This is a genomic window from Pararhizobium gei, assembly GCF_029223885.1.
Lineage (GTDB): Bacteria > Pseudomonadota > Alphaproteobacteria > Rhizobiales > Rhizobiaceae > Pararhizobium > Pararhizobium gei.
The window spans coordinates 2872272-2888105 of the sequence record NZ_CP119409.1 but is presented as its reverse complement, the minus strand read 5'-3'; the positions used below and the strand labels follow the sequence as shown (position 1 = coordinate 2888105).

Here is a 15834-nt window from a genome sequence, read left to right as displayed (position 1 = left end):
GAATTCGGATCAGACGACATGGCGCCGTCTCCTTGCGTATTCTCCTCCTAAAGCGGCTTTCGAAAAAGTCTCGTTGAATCGAACAGTCCTTCCAGGGTCTTCATCCGGTCCCGGGTCTCCTCCCAGATGGAGCTTTGAACGGCTTCGATGAGCGCCTCGACGGCGAAAAGAATGACGACGCAACTGTCCCAGGCGGACGGCGCCTCGATCTGGATGCGGAAAACGCGCCGCGCCGATTTGGCGATCGGGGAACTCCATTGATCGGTGAAGAGGATAATCTCGACGCCGCGCTCGCGGGCGATCTTTGCCAGCGTCTCCATTTCGCGCTCGTACCGGCGGATGTCGAACATGATGAGGACGTCACCCTTTTTCATATCCAGAACGTAGTGCGGCCAGGAACTGGAATTGGCGGCGATCTGCGTGACACCGGAGCGGATAACCTGGAGATGGGTAAAGAAGTAATCCGCCAGCGCCCGCGTTATGCGGCCGCCGACGAGATAGATGCCGCGCTTGCGATCTGCAATCAACGTGGCCGCACCATCGAATTCGGCGGTTTCCATCTGCGCCAGCGTTGCGCGCATATTTTGGATGGTGGCGTCGGCAAACCTGTTGAGAATATGGGTTCCGGGCGCATTGGCGGCCCAGCGGTCATGCTTGTTGATCGGGTTGGAGATCGTTGCTTCCAGCTCCTGATGCAGGCGCGCTTGAAAATCTGGAAACCCGCGGAAACCGATCTTCTGAACCATGCGGGCGACCGTCGGCGTCGACACGCCCGCATTCTCGGCAACAGTCGTGATGCTGCCGAGCCCGGAAACCGGGTAGTTGTCGAGAAGTGTCGCTGCCAATTGCCTTTCCGCACGCGTGAGCACGGCAAAGTGGGCGTTGATCACATCCGACACCGTCATGGTGCCTGCAGAGCCTGTCAAATTCATCCCCTGGGCCGGTCTTTGCCGGCTTTGTGACAGAGTAAACATCGCTGTCACAATTCGAGTCAATGACTATTTTGAAGAGATCGTTTCAGTTTTCTGTTGACACTTCAGGAAAGGTGAAGAATTCTTTTCATTAACGAAATCTTCCGGGATTTTCACGTTGCCGCAGGGGCGGTCGGCCGGGGCTGAAAAGGAAGTCGCATTGACGGGGCTTTTGTCGGAAGCGGATGGCTTGCCGGTTGCCGTAGACAATCCGGATGCCGAAGGTTTAGTTCTGCTTGTTTGCGAGCATGCGTCGCGCCGCCTGCCGGAAAAGTACGGGACGCTGGGTCTTTCGCCGGAAGCACTGTCCAGTCACATCGCGTGGGACCCCGGCGCATTGGCCGTTTCACGGCTTCTGTCGGTAAGTCTGGACGCCACGCTGATCCACCAGCGTTTTTCCCGGCTCGTCTATGACTGCAACCGCCCTCCGGAGGCAGAAGCGGCAATGCCGGCGGTCAGCGAAATTTTCGACATACCCGGCAATTCTGCGATCTCGCATGATGAACGCCGGGCTCGCACCGAGGCTCTCTACCAACCGTTCCGCGACAAGCTTTCGAGTTTTATAGCCGAACGCAAACAGGCGGGGCGCCCACCCGTACTCGTCACGATGCACAGCTTCACCCCTGTCTATCACGGCCTGCAACGGGAGGTGGAAATCGGGATCCTGCATGATGAGGACACGCGATTGGCAGACGCGATGCTCGCTGCCGCGGGGAAGAATAAGAAATACATCGTGCGCAGGAACGAGCCTTACGGACCTGCCGACGGCGTGACGCATACGCTGATCGAGCATGGCTTGAAAAATGGCCTGCCGAACGTGATGATCGAAGTTCGCAATGACCTCATAAGCAATGATGGCGGCCAAAGGGTTATGGCCGATTATCTGACCGACCTGCTGGGCGAAAGCCTGAAGGAACTGTCGCAATAATAAAACCCGGGGAGCGGCATGTCCGCGGAGAACGATCCATGGTCCTGACTATGGATACGGCATTTCAGCTTTCGGCAATACCGCCAAAGGCTGGTCATTTAGGGGAAAACCATGTCAGATTATTCAGATACCGATAAACACGAGGACATGCAGGTCCTCCATTCGATGGGCTATGCTCAAGAGCTTGAACGTCGCATGAGTTCTTTTTCGAATTTCGCCGTGTCCTTCTCCATCATCTGCATCCTGTCAGGCGGCATCAACTCGCTGGCTCAGGCAACCTCCGGAGCCGGGGGGGCCGCCATCGGTATCGGCTGGCCGGTAGGGTGCTTCGTTTCCTTCGTCTTTGCCGTCGGCATGGCGCAGATCAGCTCGGCCTATCCCACGGCAGGTGGCCTCTATCACTGGGGCTCGATCCTCGGCAACCGTTTCACCGGCTGGGTCACGGCCTGGTTCAATCTGCTCGGTCTCGTCACCGTTCTCGGCGCCATCAATGTCGGCACCTATTATTTCTTCATGGGCTCGTTCGGCACGCCTTATTTCGGCCTGGAAGACTCCACGACCGTCCGCATCCTCTTCCTGCTGGTCATCACCGGCCTTCAGGCAATCGTCAACCACATGGGCATCGGCCTTACGGCGAAGCTGACCGATTTTTCCGGCTACCTCATCTTCGCCACGGCTATCGCGCTGTCCGTCGTCTGCCTTGCCGTTGCCGACGGGTTCGAGATCGGTCGCCTCTTCACGTTTTCAAACTATTCGGGTGAAGCAGGCGGCAATGTCTGGCCCGCGACATCGGGCACCTGGGTTTTTCTGCTCGGCCTGCTACTGCCGATCTACACGATCACAGGTTACGATGCTTCCGCGCACACCTCGGAAGAAACCGTCAAGGCCGCAACGTCGGTTCCGCGCGGCATGATCTCTTCTGTGTTGTGGTCGGCTCTGTTCGGCTACATCATGCTGTGCAGCTTCGTACTGATGATCCCGAACATGGACGACGCCGCCAAGCAGGGCTGGAACGTGTTTTTCTGGGCGATGGACGCCCAGGTCAGCCCGGTCATCAAGGACATTCTCTATCTTGCCATCCTGGTGAGCCAGTGGTTGTGCGGCCTGGCAACTGTAACGTCTGTATCCCGGATGATCTTCGCCTTCTCGCGTGACGGCGGCCTGCCAGCATCCAAAGCTCTTTCTAAGGTCAGCCCGACCTATCGCACGCCTGTGGCAGCCATCTGGACCGGTTCCATTCTGTCAGTCCTCTTCGTCTGGGGCTCTTCGCTGGTCACCATCGGCGAGACGCCGGTCTATACCATCGTCGTCTCCTGCACGGTCATTTTCCTGTTTTTCTCCTTCTCGATCCCGATCGCGCTCGGCCTGTTCGCCTGGGGAACATCGAAGTGGGACAAGATGGGTCCGTGGAACCTCGGCGAGGGCGTCTTCAAGCTATTCGCGGTCCTGACCATCCTTGCGATGATCCTGATCTTCATTCTCGGCGTCCAGCCGCCGAACGGCCCGGCTCTCTATGTCACTGTGGGCTTCCTGATCCTCACCGGCATCGTCTGGTTCGGCTTTGAAAAGCGCCGCTTCAAGGGGCCGCCGATCGGTGCCGAGGTCGAACGCCGCAGGGCGGAGATCGCTGCCGCCGAGAAGGCCGTCGGCCAGATCTGATCTATCCCTTTCGCAAGGAGGCCGCCACGCCGCGGCCTCCTCACCATGTCCAGCGAGGCGGCTGCAATGCGTCGTTTCGAGCAATTTCGAGGTTTGTCCTATGGCAGCGAGCTACACATTTGAAGACTTGAAACAGGATGTCGCCGAGGGGCGTATCGATACGGTGCTGGCCTGCCAGGTCGACATGCAGGGACGCCTGATGGGCAAGCGGTTTCACGCGCAGTTTTTCGTCGATGGCGCCTGGGAAGAGACGCATAGCTGCAACTATCTGCTGGCGACCGACATGGAGATGGAGACCGTCTCCGGCTACAAGTCGACCAGTTGGGAATCCGGCTATGGCGACTATACGATGAAGCCGGATCTTTCGACGCTTCGCCGCATTCCCTGGCTCGAAGGCACGGCGCTGGTTCTCTGCGACATGCTCGACCACCATACTCACAAGGAAGTGCCGCATTCGCCGCGCGCCATCCTTAAGAAACAGGTTGCACGGCTGGAGGCCATGGGCCTCAAGGCCTTCATGGCAACCGAGCTTGAATTCTTCTTGTTCGACCAAAGCTATGACGACGCCCGAAAGAGCGGTTATCGCGACCTGAAACTCGTCAGCGGCTACAATGAGGACTATCACATCTTCCAGACGACCAAGGAAGAAGACGTGATGCGAGCCATCCGCAACGGCCTGCAGGGGGCCGGAATTCCGGTGGAAAACACCAAGGGAGAAGCATCGGCCGGCCAGGAAGAGGTTAATGTCCGCTATGCCGACGCGCTGACCATGGCCGATCGGCATGTGATCATCAAGAACGGCTGCAAGGAAATCGCCTGGAGCAAGGGCAAGGCGATCACCTTCCTCGCCAAGTGGAACCAGCAGGCCGCCGGCTCGTCGTCGCACATTCACCAGTCGCTCTGGAGCGTCGACGGCAAGACTTCGAAATTCTTTGACAAGGACGCCGAATATGGCATGTCGGAGACGATGCGGTACTATGTGGCCGGGCTTCTTGCCCATGCCGGCGAGATCACCTATTTTCTTGCGCCCTATATCAATTCCTACAAGCGTTTTGTTGCCGGCACTTTTGCGCCGACCAAGGCAATCTGGTCGAAGGACAATCGCACCGCCGGCTACCGGCTCTGCGGCGAAGGCACCAAGGGCATCCGCATCGAATGCCGCGTCGGTGGGTCAGACCTCAATCCCTATCTTGCCATGGCGGCGCTGATCGCCGCCGGCATTGCCGGCATCGAGGGCAAGATGGAACTGGAAGCGCCATTTGTCGGCGACGCCTATGGCGGCAAGAACATCCGGGAAATTCCACGCACTCTCCGTGACGCGACGGCTGCACTCAACGGATCGAAGATGTTGCTCGATGCTTTCGGTGAGGATGTGATCGAGCATTATACGCGTGCTGCCGAATGGGAGCAGGAGGAATACGACCGCAAGATCACCGACTGGGAGGTGGCGCGGGGGTTTGAGCGCGCCTGACGCCATATTTCAGGTGCAGTCGCACCGTATCAGCCACGGACAGGCGTCGGCCTTTCCGTGGCAAAAGCATTCTCAAAGACGACAAGACAGGAAGATGATCATGACCATGATCCAGTGCATTTCCCCCATCGACGGCTCGGTATATGCCGAACGTCCGGCGATGGCGGCCGCCGCCGCATCGGCAGTTGTGGCCCGTGCGCGGGCTGCTCAAAAAGATTGGGCCAAACGGCCGATCGAGGACCGCGTCAGACTGGTGCTCGCCGGTGTCGCCCGGCTGAACGAGATGGTCGACGAGGTGGTGCCGGAACTTGCCTGGCAGATGGGTCGGCCGGTGCGCTACGGCGGCGAATTCCGCGGCTTCAACGAGCGTTCCAACTATGTCGCGGCGATTGCCGCAGATGCGCTTGCGCCGATCGTCGTCGAGGACAGCGCCAGTTTCGAGCGCCGAATCGAGCGTGTCGCCCATGGTGTCGTGTTCGTCATCGCGCCCTGGAACTATCCTTATATGACGGCGATCAACACCGTTGCGCCCGCACTGATGGCCGGCAACACCGTCATCATCAAACATGCCAGCCAGACCATTCTCGTCGGCGAGCGCATGGTGCGCGCCTTTGTCGAGGCCGGCGTGCCGGAAGACGTGTTCCAGAACATTTTCCTCGATCATGCGACGACCTCCTCGCTGATCGCGGCCAAGAGCTTCGACTTCGTCAACTTCACCGGCTCCGTCGAGGGCGGACGTTCGATCGAGCGGGCTGCGGCCGGCACCTTCACCGGTCTCGGACTTGAACTGGGCGGCAAGGACCCCGGCTACGTCATGGAAGACGCCGATCTCGACGCCGCCGTCGATACGTTGATGGACGGCGCCATGTTCAATTCCGGACAATGCTGCTGCGGCATCGAACGCATCTATGTGAATGAAAATCTCTACGACGATTTCGTCGAGAAAGCCGTTGCGTTTGCCTCCGCCTATAAGCTCGGCAATCCGCTGGAGCAGGACACCACGCTCGGCCCGATGGCGCATAAGCGCTTTGCCGCTGAAGTGCGCGCACAGACTGCCGAGGCTGTATCCATGGGCGCCAAGGCGCTGGTCGATCCGAAACTTTTCCCCGCCGATGACGACGGCGCCTATCTCGGCCCGCAGGTTCTGGTTGATGTGGATCATTCCATGAAGGTTATGACGGAGGAAAGCTTCGGCCCGGTCGTCGGCATCATGAAGGTGAAGAACGACGCGGAAGCGCTGGCCCTGATGAATGATTGCAAATACGGCCTGACGACCTCGCTCTGGACGAAAGATGCCGAACGCGCCGCCCGCATCGGCGCCGATCTGGAAACCGGCACCGTTTTCATGAACCGCGCAGACTATCTGGACCCGGCGCTGTGCTGGACCGGCGTCAAGGAAACCGGTCGCGGCGGTTCGCTCTCGGTCATCGGTTTCCAGAACCTGACCCGCCCGAAATCCTACCATCTGAAGAAAGCCTGACACATGACCATCACTGCTAACTGGAGCTATCCAACATCCATCAAGTTCGGGGCAGGGCGCATCAATGAACTCGCCGATCACTGCAAGGCGCTCGGCATCAGGAACCCGCTTCTGATCACCGACCGCGGTCTGGCCCCCATGCCGATCACCCAGAACGCGCTTGATATCCTCGACGCCGCCGGTCTCGGCCGGGCGCTGTTCGCCGATGTCGATTCAAACCCGACGGACGTCAATCTCGATGCCGGCGTGAAGGCCTTTAAGGCCGGCGGCCATGACGGTGTTATCGCTTTTGGCGGCGGCTCGGGCCTTGATCTCGGTAAGTGCGTTGCCTTCATGGCCGGACAGAGCCGTCCCGTCTGGGATTTCGAGGATGTCGGCGATTGGTGGACCCGCGCCAGCACCGAGGGCATCGCCCCGATCATCGCCGTGCCGACCACGGCTGGTACCGGCTCGGAAGTCGGTCGTGCCTCGGTCATCACCAATTCGCAGACCCATACGAAGAAGGTCATCTTCCATCCCAAGTTCCTGCCGGCGGTGACGATCTGCGATCCGGAACTGACCGTGGGCATGCCGAAGGTGATCACCGCCGGCACCGGCATGGATGCTTTCGCCCATTGCCTGGAAGCCTATTCCTCGCCGTTCTACCACCCAATGTCGGCGGGCATCGCGCTTGAGGGCCTGCGGCTCGTGAAGGAATACCTGCCACGCGCCTACAAGGATGGCACCGATATCGAGGCGCGCGCGCATATGATGTCGGCCGCCGCGATGGGTGCCGTCGCCTTCCAGAAGGGATTGGGTGCCATCCACTCGCTGTCGCACCCGGTCGGCGCGATCTACAATACCCATCATGGCATGACCAATGCCGTCGTCATGCCGCCTGTGTTGCGGTTCAATCGTCCGGCCATCGAGGACAAGATCGGCATGGCCGCCGCCTATCTCGGCATTTCCGGCGGCTTCGACGGCTTTTACGACTATGTGCTGAAGCTGCGGGAAGACCTCGGCGTGCCGGACAAGCTGTCTACACTCGGTGTCGGCACCGACCGCATCGATGAAATGGCAGCCATGGCGATCGTCGATCCGACGGCCGGCGGCAACCCGGTCGAGTTGACGCTTGAGGCTGCAAAGACGCTTTTCAGGGAAAGCATCTGATCCGGGAACGGCTCGCGCTACGGCGTCGTCGGTTTTACCTTTTGTATCCGTGGGGCCGGCCGTGTGCCGGCTCTATTCGTTTTGCGTCTGACTGAATAATATTCCCCGATACCGGCGCGCGGAAGCGGCTTTGGCGGGACGTCGTTATTGACCGTTGTGCTTAAAGATCGCCGGAAGGAATGCGACAGCTGGCGTCGAGCGCGACTGGCGGTAGCCGGACTTTGCGATGCATCGCGGACCCGGACGAGGCCGGCCAATGGTTAATTCTCGGGTGTGGCGCTTCAGAGTTTGTTAACCACGATCTGTAAGGTTTGATTAACCGGAGCGCGATGGGCTGTGTGCTCTACGGGAGCCATGCCGCGGCTCGGATCTTTCAGACGGGGACGGACATGCCAGTCATTACATTCGCAAATACAAAGGGCGGCGCGGGCAAGACGACCGCGGCTCTCCTTCTTGCAACGGAGCTTGCAAACACCGGCGCAAGGGTCACGATCCTTGATGCCGATCCGCAGCACTGGATCTCCCATTGGCATGAGATTTCGGGCAAGATTGCCAATATCGATGTGATTTCCTTTGTTTCCCTGGCCTCAATCCAGGCCCATCTCAGCGAGAACCGGGCGCGTACCGACTACTTCATCATCGACCTCGCCGGTGCCCGCAACACGCTGATGGCAACTGCGATCGGGCTGTCGGATCATGTGCTGATCCCGATCCAGGGCTGCGCCATGGACGCCAAAGGCGGCGCGCAGGTTCTCGAAATCCTGGCCCAGCTTGAGAAAAATGCAGGGATCCGCATCGATCATTCCGTGGTTTTGACGAGAGTGAATTCTCTGGTCACGACACGCGCCTTGCAAGTCGTGAAGCAGTTGCTTGCCCAGCGCGCCGTTCGGGTTCTCGACACCCCAATCGTCGAGCGGGCGGCCTTCCGCGATATATTCGACTGCGGCGGAACGCTTGGCGACATGTATCCAAACCGGGTCAGCAATCTCGACAAGGCCTGTCAAAACGCGCGGGCCTTTGCCGAGGAGGTATGCAAGCTCGTCCCCTTGCGCGCGGTTAATCGCCTGCGCCGTGCTGCCTGACATGAAAATGCGCCGTCCGAAAGCCGAACGGCGCATTCGCAATTGGGCCTTTAGCGCTTAGATCGCCAAACTAGCCGCGAAAGTCACCTTCGTTCATGTCGCTCGGGTCGTAGTTTACGTCCCATTCCTTCCCCGGCGATTTCGCGCCTGGAGGATTCTTGTTGGCTGTGGCATCGTCGGAACCGGTAATGACGCGCGGCTTGGCGCTGGCCACTCCATTGTTGTCGCTGTGCTTGCGGGGATTTGCGAATTGTCCCTGCGCATCCTTGCGAACATCGGTTGCGCCATCCGTCTTCGGCTTGTCAGGGGACGCCATCAGCGGTCTCCTTTCGTCTTGCCTGCATCGGTCACCTTACTGCGATCGGGATCGCTGAGGTTTTCGCCATGGGCGTCCCGATCGATGTCTGGGTTATCGACAGCAGGCAGATAACCGGACGGGCGCGTTTCCTCCGGTCCTTCCCATCGCGGCGACTGATCCGTCGTTCCGGCCGGACCGGGTTTCGGTGTATCCTGTTTCATGTCCATCTCCTTCCGATTCTGTTTCCTCAACAGGACAGACTTGGAAAGGTTCCACAGGCTGACGCAAACGGCTCAGAAGCGCCGGTCGATAAAATGCTTGGCCTGTGCGCCTGCATGGTAGAAAGCCGATTTGAGGCTCCGCCAGCGGTCGGGAGAAACAGGGGTTTCGCCAAGCGGCAGAGCGTTCGGCTCTTCCATGACATGGCGGGCGAGCGCCCGTCCGAACACCGTGCCCGGTGCGATACCGCGGCCATTATAACCGCTGACCGAAATGACGTTCGGCGCCATGGTGTGCAACTGGGGAAGGTTGTTGGGCGTCATGCCGATACGGCCATCCCACCAATATTCCAGTTTCATATCGCCGATCTGGGGAAAGAGCTTGCGCAGCGACCGCCTGACAAAGGCTGTGTGCGTTCCCTTGGCTATCGCGTCCAGCCGGCCGATACTGCCAAAGATCAGCCGGTTTTGCGCGTCCATCCGGAACGACGTCATGACCAGCCCCGTGTCCCAGCAACCCTGGCGTTCCGGCAGGATGCTGCGGGCCAGATTGTCGCTCAAAGGCTGCGTGGCAAACTGGAAATAGGGCAGGATCGTCAGTTCCTCGGTGTGGGCCGTCCAGGGCGTGCTGTCGATCAGCCTGCCATAGGCATTGGTGGCGAGGATGACGTTTTTTGCTCGTATTGCGCCGCCCGGCGTTGCCAGGTGCCAGACGTCGCCCTTCCTTTCTGCCGCAAGAAGCGGCGTTTCGGTATAGATTTCAGCGCCTGCAGCCAATGCCGCGCTGGCGAGGCCGCGGGCATAGGCAAGCGGCTGGATGGTGCCGGCGCGGCGATCGAGCAGGGCGCCGGCAAAACCTTCCGCGCCGGTTAGGCTCTGGGTGCGTTCGGCCGACAGCGCTTCGACAGGAGCGCCGAATCTCTGCCACTGCGCCTCGCGACTGCGGATTTCCTGCACCCCTTCCGTGCCGACGGCGAGATGCAATGTGCCGTTGCGAACGGCTTCGCAGCGAATGTCATGTTTCGCGACGAGGTCGTAGACGAGAGACGGTCCATCCCCCAGTTCGCGCAAAAGACGCGTTCCGGCTTCGACGCCGAGCGTTGCGATAAGGTCGTCCGGTTTCGTCCACATTCCGGCATTGACCAGGCCAACATTGCGACCGGACCCACCGAAGCCGATCATCATCGCTTCGGCAACAGCGACCTTGACGCCCTTTTCAGCGAGGTGAAGTGCTGCGGAAAGGCCGGTAAAACCGCCGCCGATGACCGCAACATCCACGGTGATGTCGCCTGCCAGCGGATGTGTCTCCGGTGCCACAGGTGCCGTTGCATGCCAAAGGTTGGGTAAGGTTCGTTCGGCGGCCATGATGGCATTCCTCGTCGGCGGGTGCTCTTCAGCGTTTTCCGACAGATAGACCATCACTGCAATGTTTTTTCATGACAAAATATGATGACGTCATGAAGCGCACCGCAACGCCGCCAAGCAGGTCAGCGAGCGCCTCAACCGCCCCTCATCTTCCGTTTTCGGACTCCATCTTCGTTGCGTGCGCGATTAAGGCGGGCCGTTCAATCCAAAAATTCGACGGTGGTGCCGACGCTGACCATTTTTGCCAGTTCCGTCGCATCCCAATTCGTCAGGCGTACGCAGCCATGGCTCTGCGTCTTGCCGATCTTGGAGGGCTCGGGTGTGCCGTGGATTCCGTATGTCGGTTTCGACAAGGCAATCCACACGGTCCCGACCGGGCCGTTCGGCCCGGGTTGAAGGGTCAGGACCTTGTCGTTCTCACCCTGTTTGAAATTGATCTTCGGATTATAGGTATAACCGGGATTGAGCGCGATGCGATCGACCTGCACCGTTCCGGAGGGGGAAGGGGTGTCGGACGAACCAATGCTGGCCGGGTAGGCGGCAAGCAACCCGCCAGCATCGTCATAGGCGAAAACCTGCTTGCGCTGCTTGTCGGCGACGATGCGGGCAACCTTGCCGGTCTTGGGCTCGCCGGGGATGATGACTTTGATGGTCGTGCCGGGCACCGTGAAATCGGCGCCGGGATTGAGTTCCTTGAGATAGTTTTCGTCCATATGGAATTTTTCGCCGAGCATCTCCGTCGTCGATGTGAAGGAGAGATGCGGCAATTGCGCCTTGTGCGCATAATCCTCGGGAATCGATGCGACATACGGGCCGGCGGCGTCGGCGGCGGTGATCGTATAGGTCGTAATCGGCAGGCCGCCGGATAAACGAAGCCGCTCCATGAGGTCGTCGGTATTGTTGGGGTCCAGAGTCTCGCCTGTCGCCTGCTGCCAGGCTTCTATGGCCTTGGCGACGTTCGAACCATTCTTGCCGTCGATCACGCCAGGCGAAAATCCCTCGCGGTCGAGAAACACCTGAAGCGCTGTGATTTCGGCGCTGGATTTGCTCGTAATCTTGGCAGCCGATGGCAGCGTCTGGCGCTCGGGCGAACTCTCTTCGGGCGGAAGGGCCGCCATGTCGTTTTCATCCGGTGGGACGGTCAGGTCGTCCTGAAGCGGCTGACGTTCGACGCCTTCCGGCGTGATGGAGCGAAAATCCTCAACGGACCCCGTTACATCGCCGCCATCCGAAAAACCATCGCCGGCGGCGCCCTGGTCCGGATAGCCCTGATCGGAAAAGCCGAATTGCTGGTTGCCATAGGGATCGGGACGGCGGGTGTCGTCGGGTCGTCCACCCTGCTTCATCACGGTTGCCACGACATTGCCCCACGCGTCCACAAGAACGGTCCGGCCGCGGCTGTCGCGCGTCATCTGCACCTCGCCGGATTCCGGGATGTAATCAAGGACCTCTCCCCGGGGCGTCACGAGCACGGCGTCAGCCGGCAAGCGGCCGAAACCATCCTGGGCCTGTGCGGCGCAAGCCATTGCAAGTCCGCTGACGGCGGCGAGAAGGGAAAACCCGGTTCTGGAAACGAGCGTCACGTTAAACCTGTTATTTTGCAGTTGGACTCGCGGCGTACAAATCAATTGCGATCCTAATATGCTAAAACTGAATTCATTATGAACGGTTCCCTAAATTCCCGTTTTCATCGTCGGGAACTGGTAGGGCGAAGGCTTGGCAAACGCCGGTTTTCAGGCTCGGCCGGGACTTACATGAAATGGAAGGCAAGCGAATGCCGATCAGGATGTCGGACGATGATCACCAATTTCACATGTTGCTTGATACCGAATCGGCGCTCGACATTGGTGTACTCTTTGTGGATGGCTTGGACCTCTCGCCGGGAGCGGCCATTCCCTCCGATGGCGACCCGCGCATAGACCATGCCCTTTGCGGATTCTTCTTTACCTGCGGGCCGGATCACATCCGCCATCCCGAGCCGGTGGATGTGGAAGCGGCATCGTTTTTTCCATTGCACGGCTCCCTTTGCGGCACCCCTGCGGCCTTGGCGAAACAAAGCGAGGATGGGCGCGCGTGTTCCGCCGATATCGAGGTCAATCTTGCAACAGGCGGAAGGGCGCGCCTGTCCCGGCGCTGGACGCTGACGAGGGCGGGCGCGTCGCTGGTTGACCGGGTCGTCAACACCGGTACCGAGCCCTTTGCGCCCATGCTGATGTATCATATGAACATTGCGGGGCGATTGTTTACGCCAGACACTCGGATCGCGGCCAGCGCCTTTGGCGATGAAAGGCGGCACTGGCGTTTTGGCAAAGGAGAAAGCGCTCACTTCTGCCTGCCTGCTGGGGCTGACGCCGAGGACGGCTGGGCCAAGGTCGAAATCGGCCCCTTCGATGCACTGGCGGGGCGCTCGCTCGTCGTGCGCTTTGCAACGGCGACGCTGCCGTTTTTACAGATGTGGCGGTGCCAGCGCGGTTCGGCCGATGTCGTAAGCATCGAGCCCGTATCCCACAGGATCGCCAAGCGACAGGAACTGGGCGCCCGCGGCGAATTGCCGATGCTCGCCCCCGGTCAGGCGGTGGGCTATGCGATGTCCTTCGAGATCCGCTGAGCGCTTTGCAATTGACGCGTGTCGCCGACGGTCTTAGATGGACGATAGTTTTACAGGAGGGTTTTCGCATGGACATTCGCCAGATCAATGATGAATATTCTGTCACAGGGCAGATTTCCGTCGAAGACCTCGATGCGATCAAGGCCCTGGGCTTCAAGTCCATCGTCTGCCACAGGCCGGATTTCGAGCAGCCCGATCAGCCGACCTTCGAGACCATCGCCGCCCGCGCTGGCGAACTCGGACTGGAGACGAGGCATATCCCGGTCGGCCCGATGGGCGTCACCGCCGATGCGGTGCGCGACATGGTCGATGCACTCGATACATTCGAACGACCGGTCCTCGGCTATTGCCGCTCAGGCGCCCGCTCGACCAATGTCTACCAGCAGACGCAGCATATTCGCGGCTGAATCGAGCAGTTTGCAAAATGTGAGTGCCGTTCAGATGACCGGCGATACCGGGGCGAGGCTTGCCTGCTTGTTGACCTTGCGTTCGCGCCAGATGATGTAGAGCCCGGATGCGATGATGATGGCAATTCCGAGCCATTTCAGGGCATCTGGCAAATGATCGAAGACCAGCCAGCCGAACACTGTTGCTGAGACGATTTCGAGATACTGCAACGGAGCGAGCACCGAAGCGGGGGCGGCACGGTAGGCATAGACCCCGAGCACGCCGGAAATCGTGGCGGTGACCCCGACACCGAGCAGATAAAACAAGGCCGCCCTGTCAGGGATGACCGGGTCGAAAATCTCAGAGCCCGTACCGTCTCCGGCAAGGAGCAGGCCAAGACAAAAAATGCCGCCCCAGATACCGGCGTGGAATTGCATCGACCAAGGATCCTCGCTCTGGGAAACCAGCCGCGTCACCAGCAGGAAGACAGCCAGCCCGACAGCGGAAACGACGGGCAGCAGGGCTATGAGGCCGACTTCCTGCATGCTTGGCTGGATGACCAGCAGCGAGCCGAAAAATCCAGCAGCGCAGGCGGTGTATCGCCGCCAGCCGATCGTTTCCTTCAGGAAAATGCTGCCGAGAATCGTCAGGATAATCGGTTCGACAAAGAAGATTGCGATGGCATCGGCAACCTCCATCTTCTTCAGTGTCGTGATGAAGGACAGCATGGTGACAACTAGCAGTCCGCCGCGCAGCATGTGCAGAGCGGTTTTCTTCCAGGTGAGATCGAAGAGCGTGCCTCGAACGATGACCACCGGCAGTATGAAGACCACCTGAAGCAGAAAACGAACGGCCGTGATTTCCGCCGAAGGCACGGTCGTGATTGCCAGCTTGGCAAAAATGTCGATCAACGGCGATATCAGTACGGAGATCACCATCAGCCCAAGCCCAATGGAGACCGGGTTGCTGCTTTTCAATGCTTCGGTGATGCGGCTCATGGTCTGCTTTCGAATCGGTCCTCCGTCTTTACCACCGCGAGGCACCAGTCGGCAAAACCCTGCATGGCGGTGTCGCGTTCCACTTCGTTCAAGGTCTCGTGGCGCATCTGCGGATAAATGACGGCGTCTATGCGTTTCAAGCCGGCAATACCCATCCGCTTTTCCAGCCACAGGATTTCCCGGCCCCCGTTTGTGGCCGGATCCTCGCCGCCGCCAACAAGATGGATCGGCAGGGACCGCGGCAGCCGCCGCAGACGGTCCAGTCGGGGCGCCCTGAATGCCAGGTCAAACAGATCGATCCAGAGCGAAATGCTGACCTCAAAACCGCAGAGGGGGTCATCCACATATTTTTGCACTTCCGCCGGATCATGCGACAGCCAGTCGAACGGCGTTGCCGGGTTTTCGACCGCGTTTGCCCAGGCACCGAATGTCAGTCGCGGCAAAAAGCCGCTCGGGACGTCAGAGCCCTTCAGCATTTTCTCAACGGCTAGAATGCCCTGCGCCGCGCGGCCTGCAAGGCCGGGATTGAAGTTTGCGTTCCAGATTGCCAGCCCATCATAGAGCTCCGGGTGCTCCTCGCCTGCATTCATCGCGATCAGTCCGCCCATGGAGTGGCCGAACAAAACGATCGGCAGGCCCGGGTGGCGTGCCGTAGCCATGTCGCGCACCGCCTTGAGATCGACAAGAACCGCCGCGACGCCGTCCTTGCGTGCAAATTGTCCGAGCGGTGCATCGTTGGCCACGGTCTCGCCATGGCCGCGGTGGTCGTGGGCGTAAACATGACAGCCACGCGCCGCCATAAAGCTAGCGAAAGGCTGATAGCGGCCGGCGTGTTCGGACAGGCCATGGCTGATCAGAAGAACAGCCTTTTCCGGTGCCGACGCCGGCTGGCAGCGCCAGGCGAGAACCGCTCCGCTCGGGCTTCGCAGCCTTTCGACCTTTTCAAACAAGACACCATCTCCGATGCGGCAATCTCAATGTTTTGCTATCAGCTTGATTTGTCGGCGAAAGGCAAATGTAGCCTTGGGCATTTGTGGAGAAAATAAAAAAATATTGCCGGAGACAATGATCCCTGTTGCATTTTTCATGATTTACACCCTAAATGATCTTGTTTTGTTCATGTTGGAGCGCTGTCATGAATATGGTTGTGCGGCGCGCATCGACATTTTTCAGAACACAGGAATTTCAGGGTGGTGAAATTTTACAGAAGAAAACAACTA

The 15834-nt window shown here is 59.5% G+C and carries 15 protein-coding genes; 8 read left to right on the top strand and 7 right to left on the bottom strand.

Annotation, left to right across the window (positions count from 1 at the left end; translation table 11 throughout):
• Positions 1–47: 47 nt before the first annotated feature.
• The gene (locus PY308_RS14045; protein ID WP_275783605.1) at positions 48–932 is read right to left on the bottom strand and encodes a MurR/RpiR family transcriptional regulator; all 885 of its coding nucleotides are present in this window, start codon (positions 930–932) and stop codon (positions 48–50) included.
• 199 nt (positions 933–1131) lie between these two features.
• On the opposite strand from PY308_RS14045, the gene PY308_RS14040 reads away from it, so the two are divergent.
• From PY308_RS14040 to PY308_RS14015, 6 genes are all read left to right on the top strand, one after another.
• Positions 1132–1899 carry an N-formylglutamate amidohydrolase gene (locus PY308_RS14040; protein WP_275783603.1) on the top strand — a complete coding sequence of 256 codons (768 nt, stop codon included), beginning with the start codon at positions 1132–1134 and terminating at the stop codon, positions 1897–1899.
• Positions 1900–2010: 111 nt separating this feature from the next.
• Positions 2011–3558, top strand: coding sequence for an amino acid permease (locus tag PY308_RS14035; RefSeq protein ID WP_275783600.1), 1548 nt, complete (start codon positions 2011–2013; stop codon positions 3556–3558).
• 100 nt (positions 3559–3658) lie between these two features.
• The gene (locus tag PY308_RS14030) at positions 3659–5029 is read left to right on the top strand and encodes a glutamine synthetase family protein (protein ID WP_275783597.1); all 1371 of its coding nucleotides are present in this window, start codon (positions 3659–3661) and stop codon (positions 5027–5029) included.
• A gap of 100 nt (positions 5030–5129) precedes the next feature.
• On the top strand, positions 5130–6509 hold the full coding sequence (locus PY308_RS14025) for an aldehyde dehydrogenase family protein (protein WP_275783594.1): 1380 nt from the start codon (positions 5130–5132) through the stop codon (positions 6507–6509).
• Between the two features lie 3 nt (positions 6510–6512).
• Complete coding sequence (locus tag PY308_RS14020; protein ID WP_275783593.1) at positions 6513–7658, top strand: iron-containing alcohol dehydrogenase; 1146 nt, start codon at positions 6513–6515, stop codon at positions 7656–7658.
• A 389-nt stretch (positions 7659–8047) separates the two neighbouring features.
• Entirely contained in the window at positions 8048–8740 is a 693-nt protein-coding gene (locus PY308_RS14015) for a ParA family protein (RefSeq protein WP_275783590.1), read from the top strand.
• Positions 8741–8810: 70 nt separating this feature from the next.
• On the opposite strand, the gene PY308_RS14010 is transcribed toward PY308_RS14015, so the two are convergent.
• The 4 genes from PY308_RS14010 to PY308_RS13995 all read right to left on the bottom strand — a co-directional run bounded on the left by PY308_RS14010 (position 8811) and on the right by PY308_RS13995 (position 12147).
• Positions 8811–9056 (bottom strand): hypothetical protein, encoded by a 246-nt coding sequence (locus PY308_RS14010; protein ID WP_275783587.1) that lies wholly within the window; start codon positions 9054–9056, stop codon positions 8811–8813.
• Positions 9056–9259: a hypothetical protein gene (locus PY308_RS14005; protein ID WP_275783585.1), complete on the bottom strand. Its 204-nt coding sequence runs from the start codon at positions 9257–9259 to the stop codon at positions 9056–9058. The genes PY308_RS14010 and PY308_RS14005 overlap by 1 nt, the downstream gene beginning before the upstream one ends.
• Before the next feature lie 72 nt (positions 9260–9331).
• On the bottom strand, positions 9332–10621 hold the full coding sequence (locus PY308_RS14000; RefSeq protein ID WP_275783582.1) for an NAD(P)/FAD-dependent oxidoreductase: 1290 nt from the start codon (positions 10619–10621) through the stop codon (positions 9332–9334).
• A 200-nt stretch (positions 10622–10821) separates the two neighbouring features.
• Positions 10822–12147 (bottom strand): L,D-transpeptidase family protein, encoded by a 1326-nt coding sequence (locus PY308_RS13995; protein WP_275791129.1) that lies wholly within the window; start codon positions 12145–12147, stop codon positions 10822–10824.
• A gap of 248 nt (positions 12148–12395) precedes the next feature.
• On the opposite strand from PY308_RS13995, the gene PY308_RS13990 reads away from it, so the two are divergent.
• Positions 12396–13229, top strand: coding sequence for a DUF4432 family protein (locus PY308_RS13990; protein ID WP_275783580.1), 834 nt, complete (start codon positions 12396–12398; stop codon positions 13227–13229).
• Positions 13230–13297: 68 nt separating this feature from the next.
• Positions 13298–13636 (top strand): protein tyrosine phosphatase family protein, encoded by a 339-nt coding sequence (locus PY308_RS13985; RefSeq protein ID WP_275783577.1) that lies wholly within the window; start codon positions 13298–13300, stop codon positions 13634–13636.
• A gap of 30 nt (positions 13637–13666) precedes the next feature.
• Here PY308_RS13985 and PY308_RS13980 read toward each other — a convergent pair whose 3' ends face one another.
• Positions 13667–14614 carry a DMT family transporter gene (locus tag PY308_RS13980; protein WP_275783575.1) on the bottom strand — a complete coding sequence of 316 codons (948 nt, stop codon included), beginning with the start codon at positions 14612–14614 and terminating at the stop codon, positions 13667–13669.
• Positions 14611–15564 (bottom strand): alpha/beta fold hydrolase, encoded by a 954-nt coding sequence (locus PY308_RS13975; RefSeq protein WP_275783572.1) that lies wholly within the window; start codon positions 15562–15564, stop codon positions 14611–14613. Before PY308_RS13975 ends, PY308_RS13980 begins: the two co-directional genes overlap by 4 nt.
• Positions 15565–15834: the final 270 nt, after the last annotated feature.

Excerpts from the sequence above, each read along its gene's own strand:
- PY308_RS13990 (WP_275783580.1), top strand. The coding sequence starts at position 12,396 with ATGCCGATCAGGATGTCGGACGATGATCACCAATTTCACATGTTGCTT.
- PY308_RS14005 (WP_275783585.1), bottom strand. The coding sequence starts at position 9,259 with ATGAAACAGGATACACCGAAACCCGGTCCGGCCGGAACGACGGATCAG.
- PY308_RS14015 (WP_275783590.1), top strand. The coding sequence starts at position 8,048 with ATGCCAGTCATTACATTCGCAAATACAAAGGGCGGCGCGGGCAAGACG.
- PY308_RS14030 (WP_275783597.1), top strand. The coding sequence starts at position 3,659 with ATGGCAGCGAGCTACACATTTGAAGACTTGAAACAGGATGTCGCCGAG.
- PY308_RS14020 (WP_275783593.1), top strand. The coding sequence starts at position 6,513 with ATGACCATCACTGCTAACTGGAGCTATCCAACATCCATCAAGTTCGGG.
- PY308_RS13980 (WP_275783575.1), bottom strand. The coding sequence starts at position 14,614 with ATGAGCCGCATCACCGAAGCATTGAAAAGCAGCAACCCGGTCTCCATT.
- PY308_RS14035 (WP_275783600.1), top strand. The coding sequence starts at position 2,011 with ATGTCAGATTATTCAGATACCGATAAACACGAGGACATGCAGGTCCTC.
- PY308_RS14000 (WP_275783582.1), bottom strand. The coding sequence starts at position 10,621 with ATGGCCGCCGAACGAACCTTACCCAACCTTTGGCATGCAACGGCACCT.
- PY308_RS14025 (WP_275783594.1), top strand. The coding sequence starts at position 5,130 with ATGACCATGATCCAGTGCATTTCCCCCATCGACGGCTCGGTATATGCC.
- PY308_RS14010 (WP_275783587.1), bottom strand. The coding sequence starts at position 9,056 with ATGGCGTCCCCTGACAAGCCGAAGACGGATGGCGCAACCGATGTTCGC.
- PY308_RS13995 (WP_275791129.1), bottom strand. The coding sequence starts at position 12,147 with ATGGCTTGCGCCGCACAGGCCCAGGATGGTTTCGGCCGCTTGCCGGCT.
- PY308_RS13985 (WP_275783577.1), top strand. The coding sequence starts at position 13,298 with ATGGACATTCGCCAGATCAATGATGAATATTCTGTCACAGGGCAGATT.
- PY308_RS14045 (WP_275783605.1), bottom strand. The coding sequence starts at position 932 with ATGAATTTGACAGGCTCTGCAGGCACCATGACGGTGTCGGATGTGATC.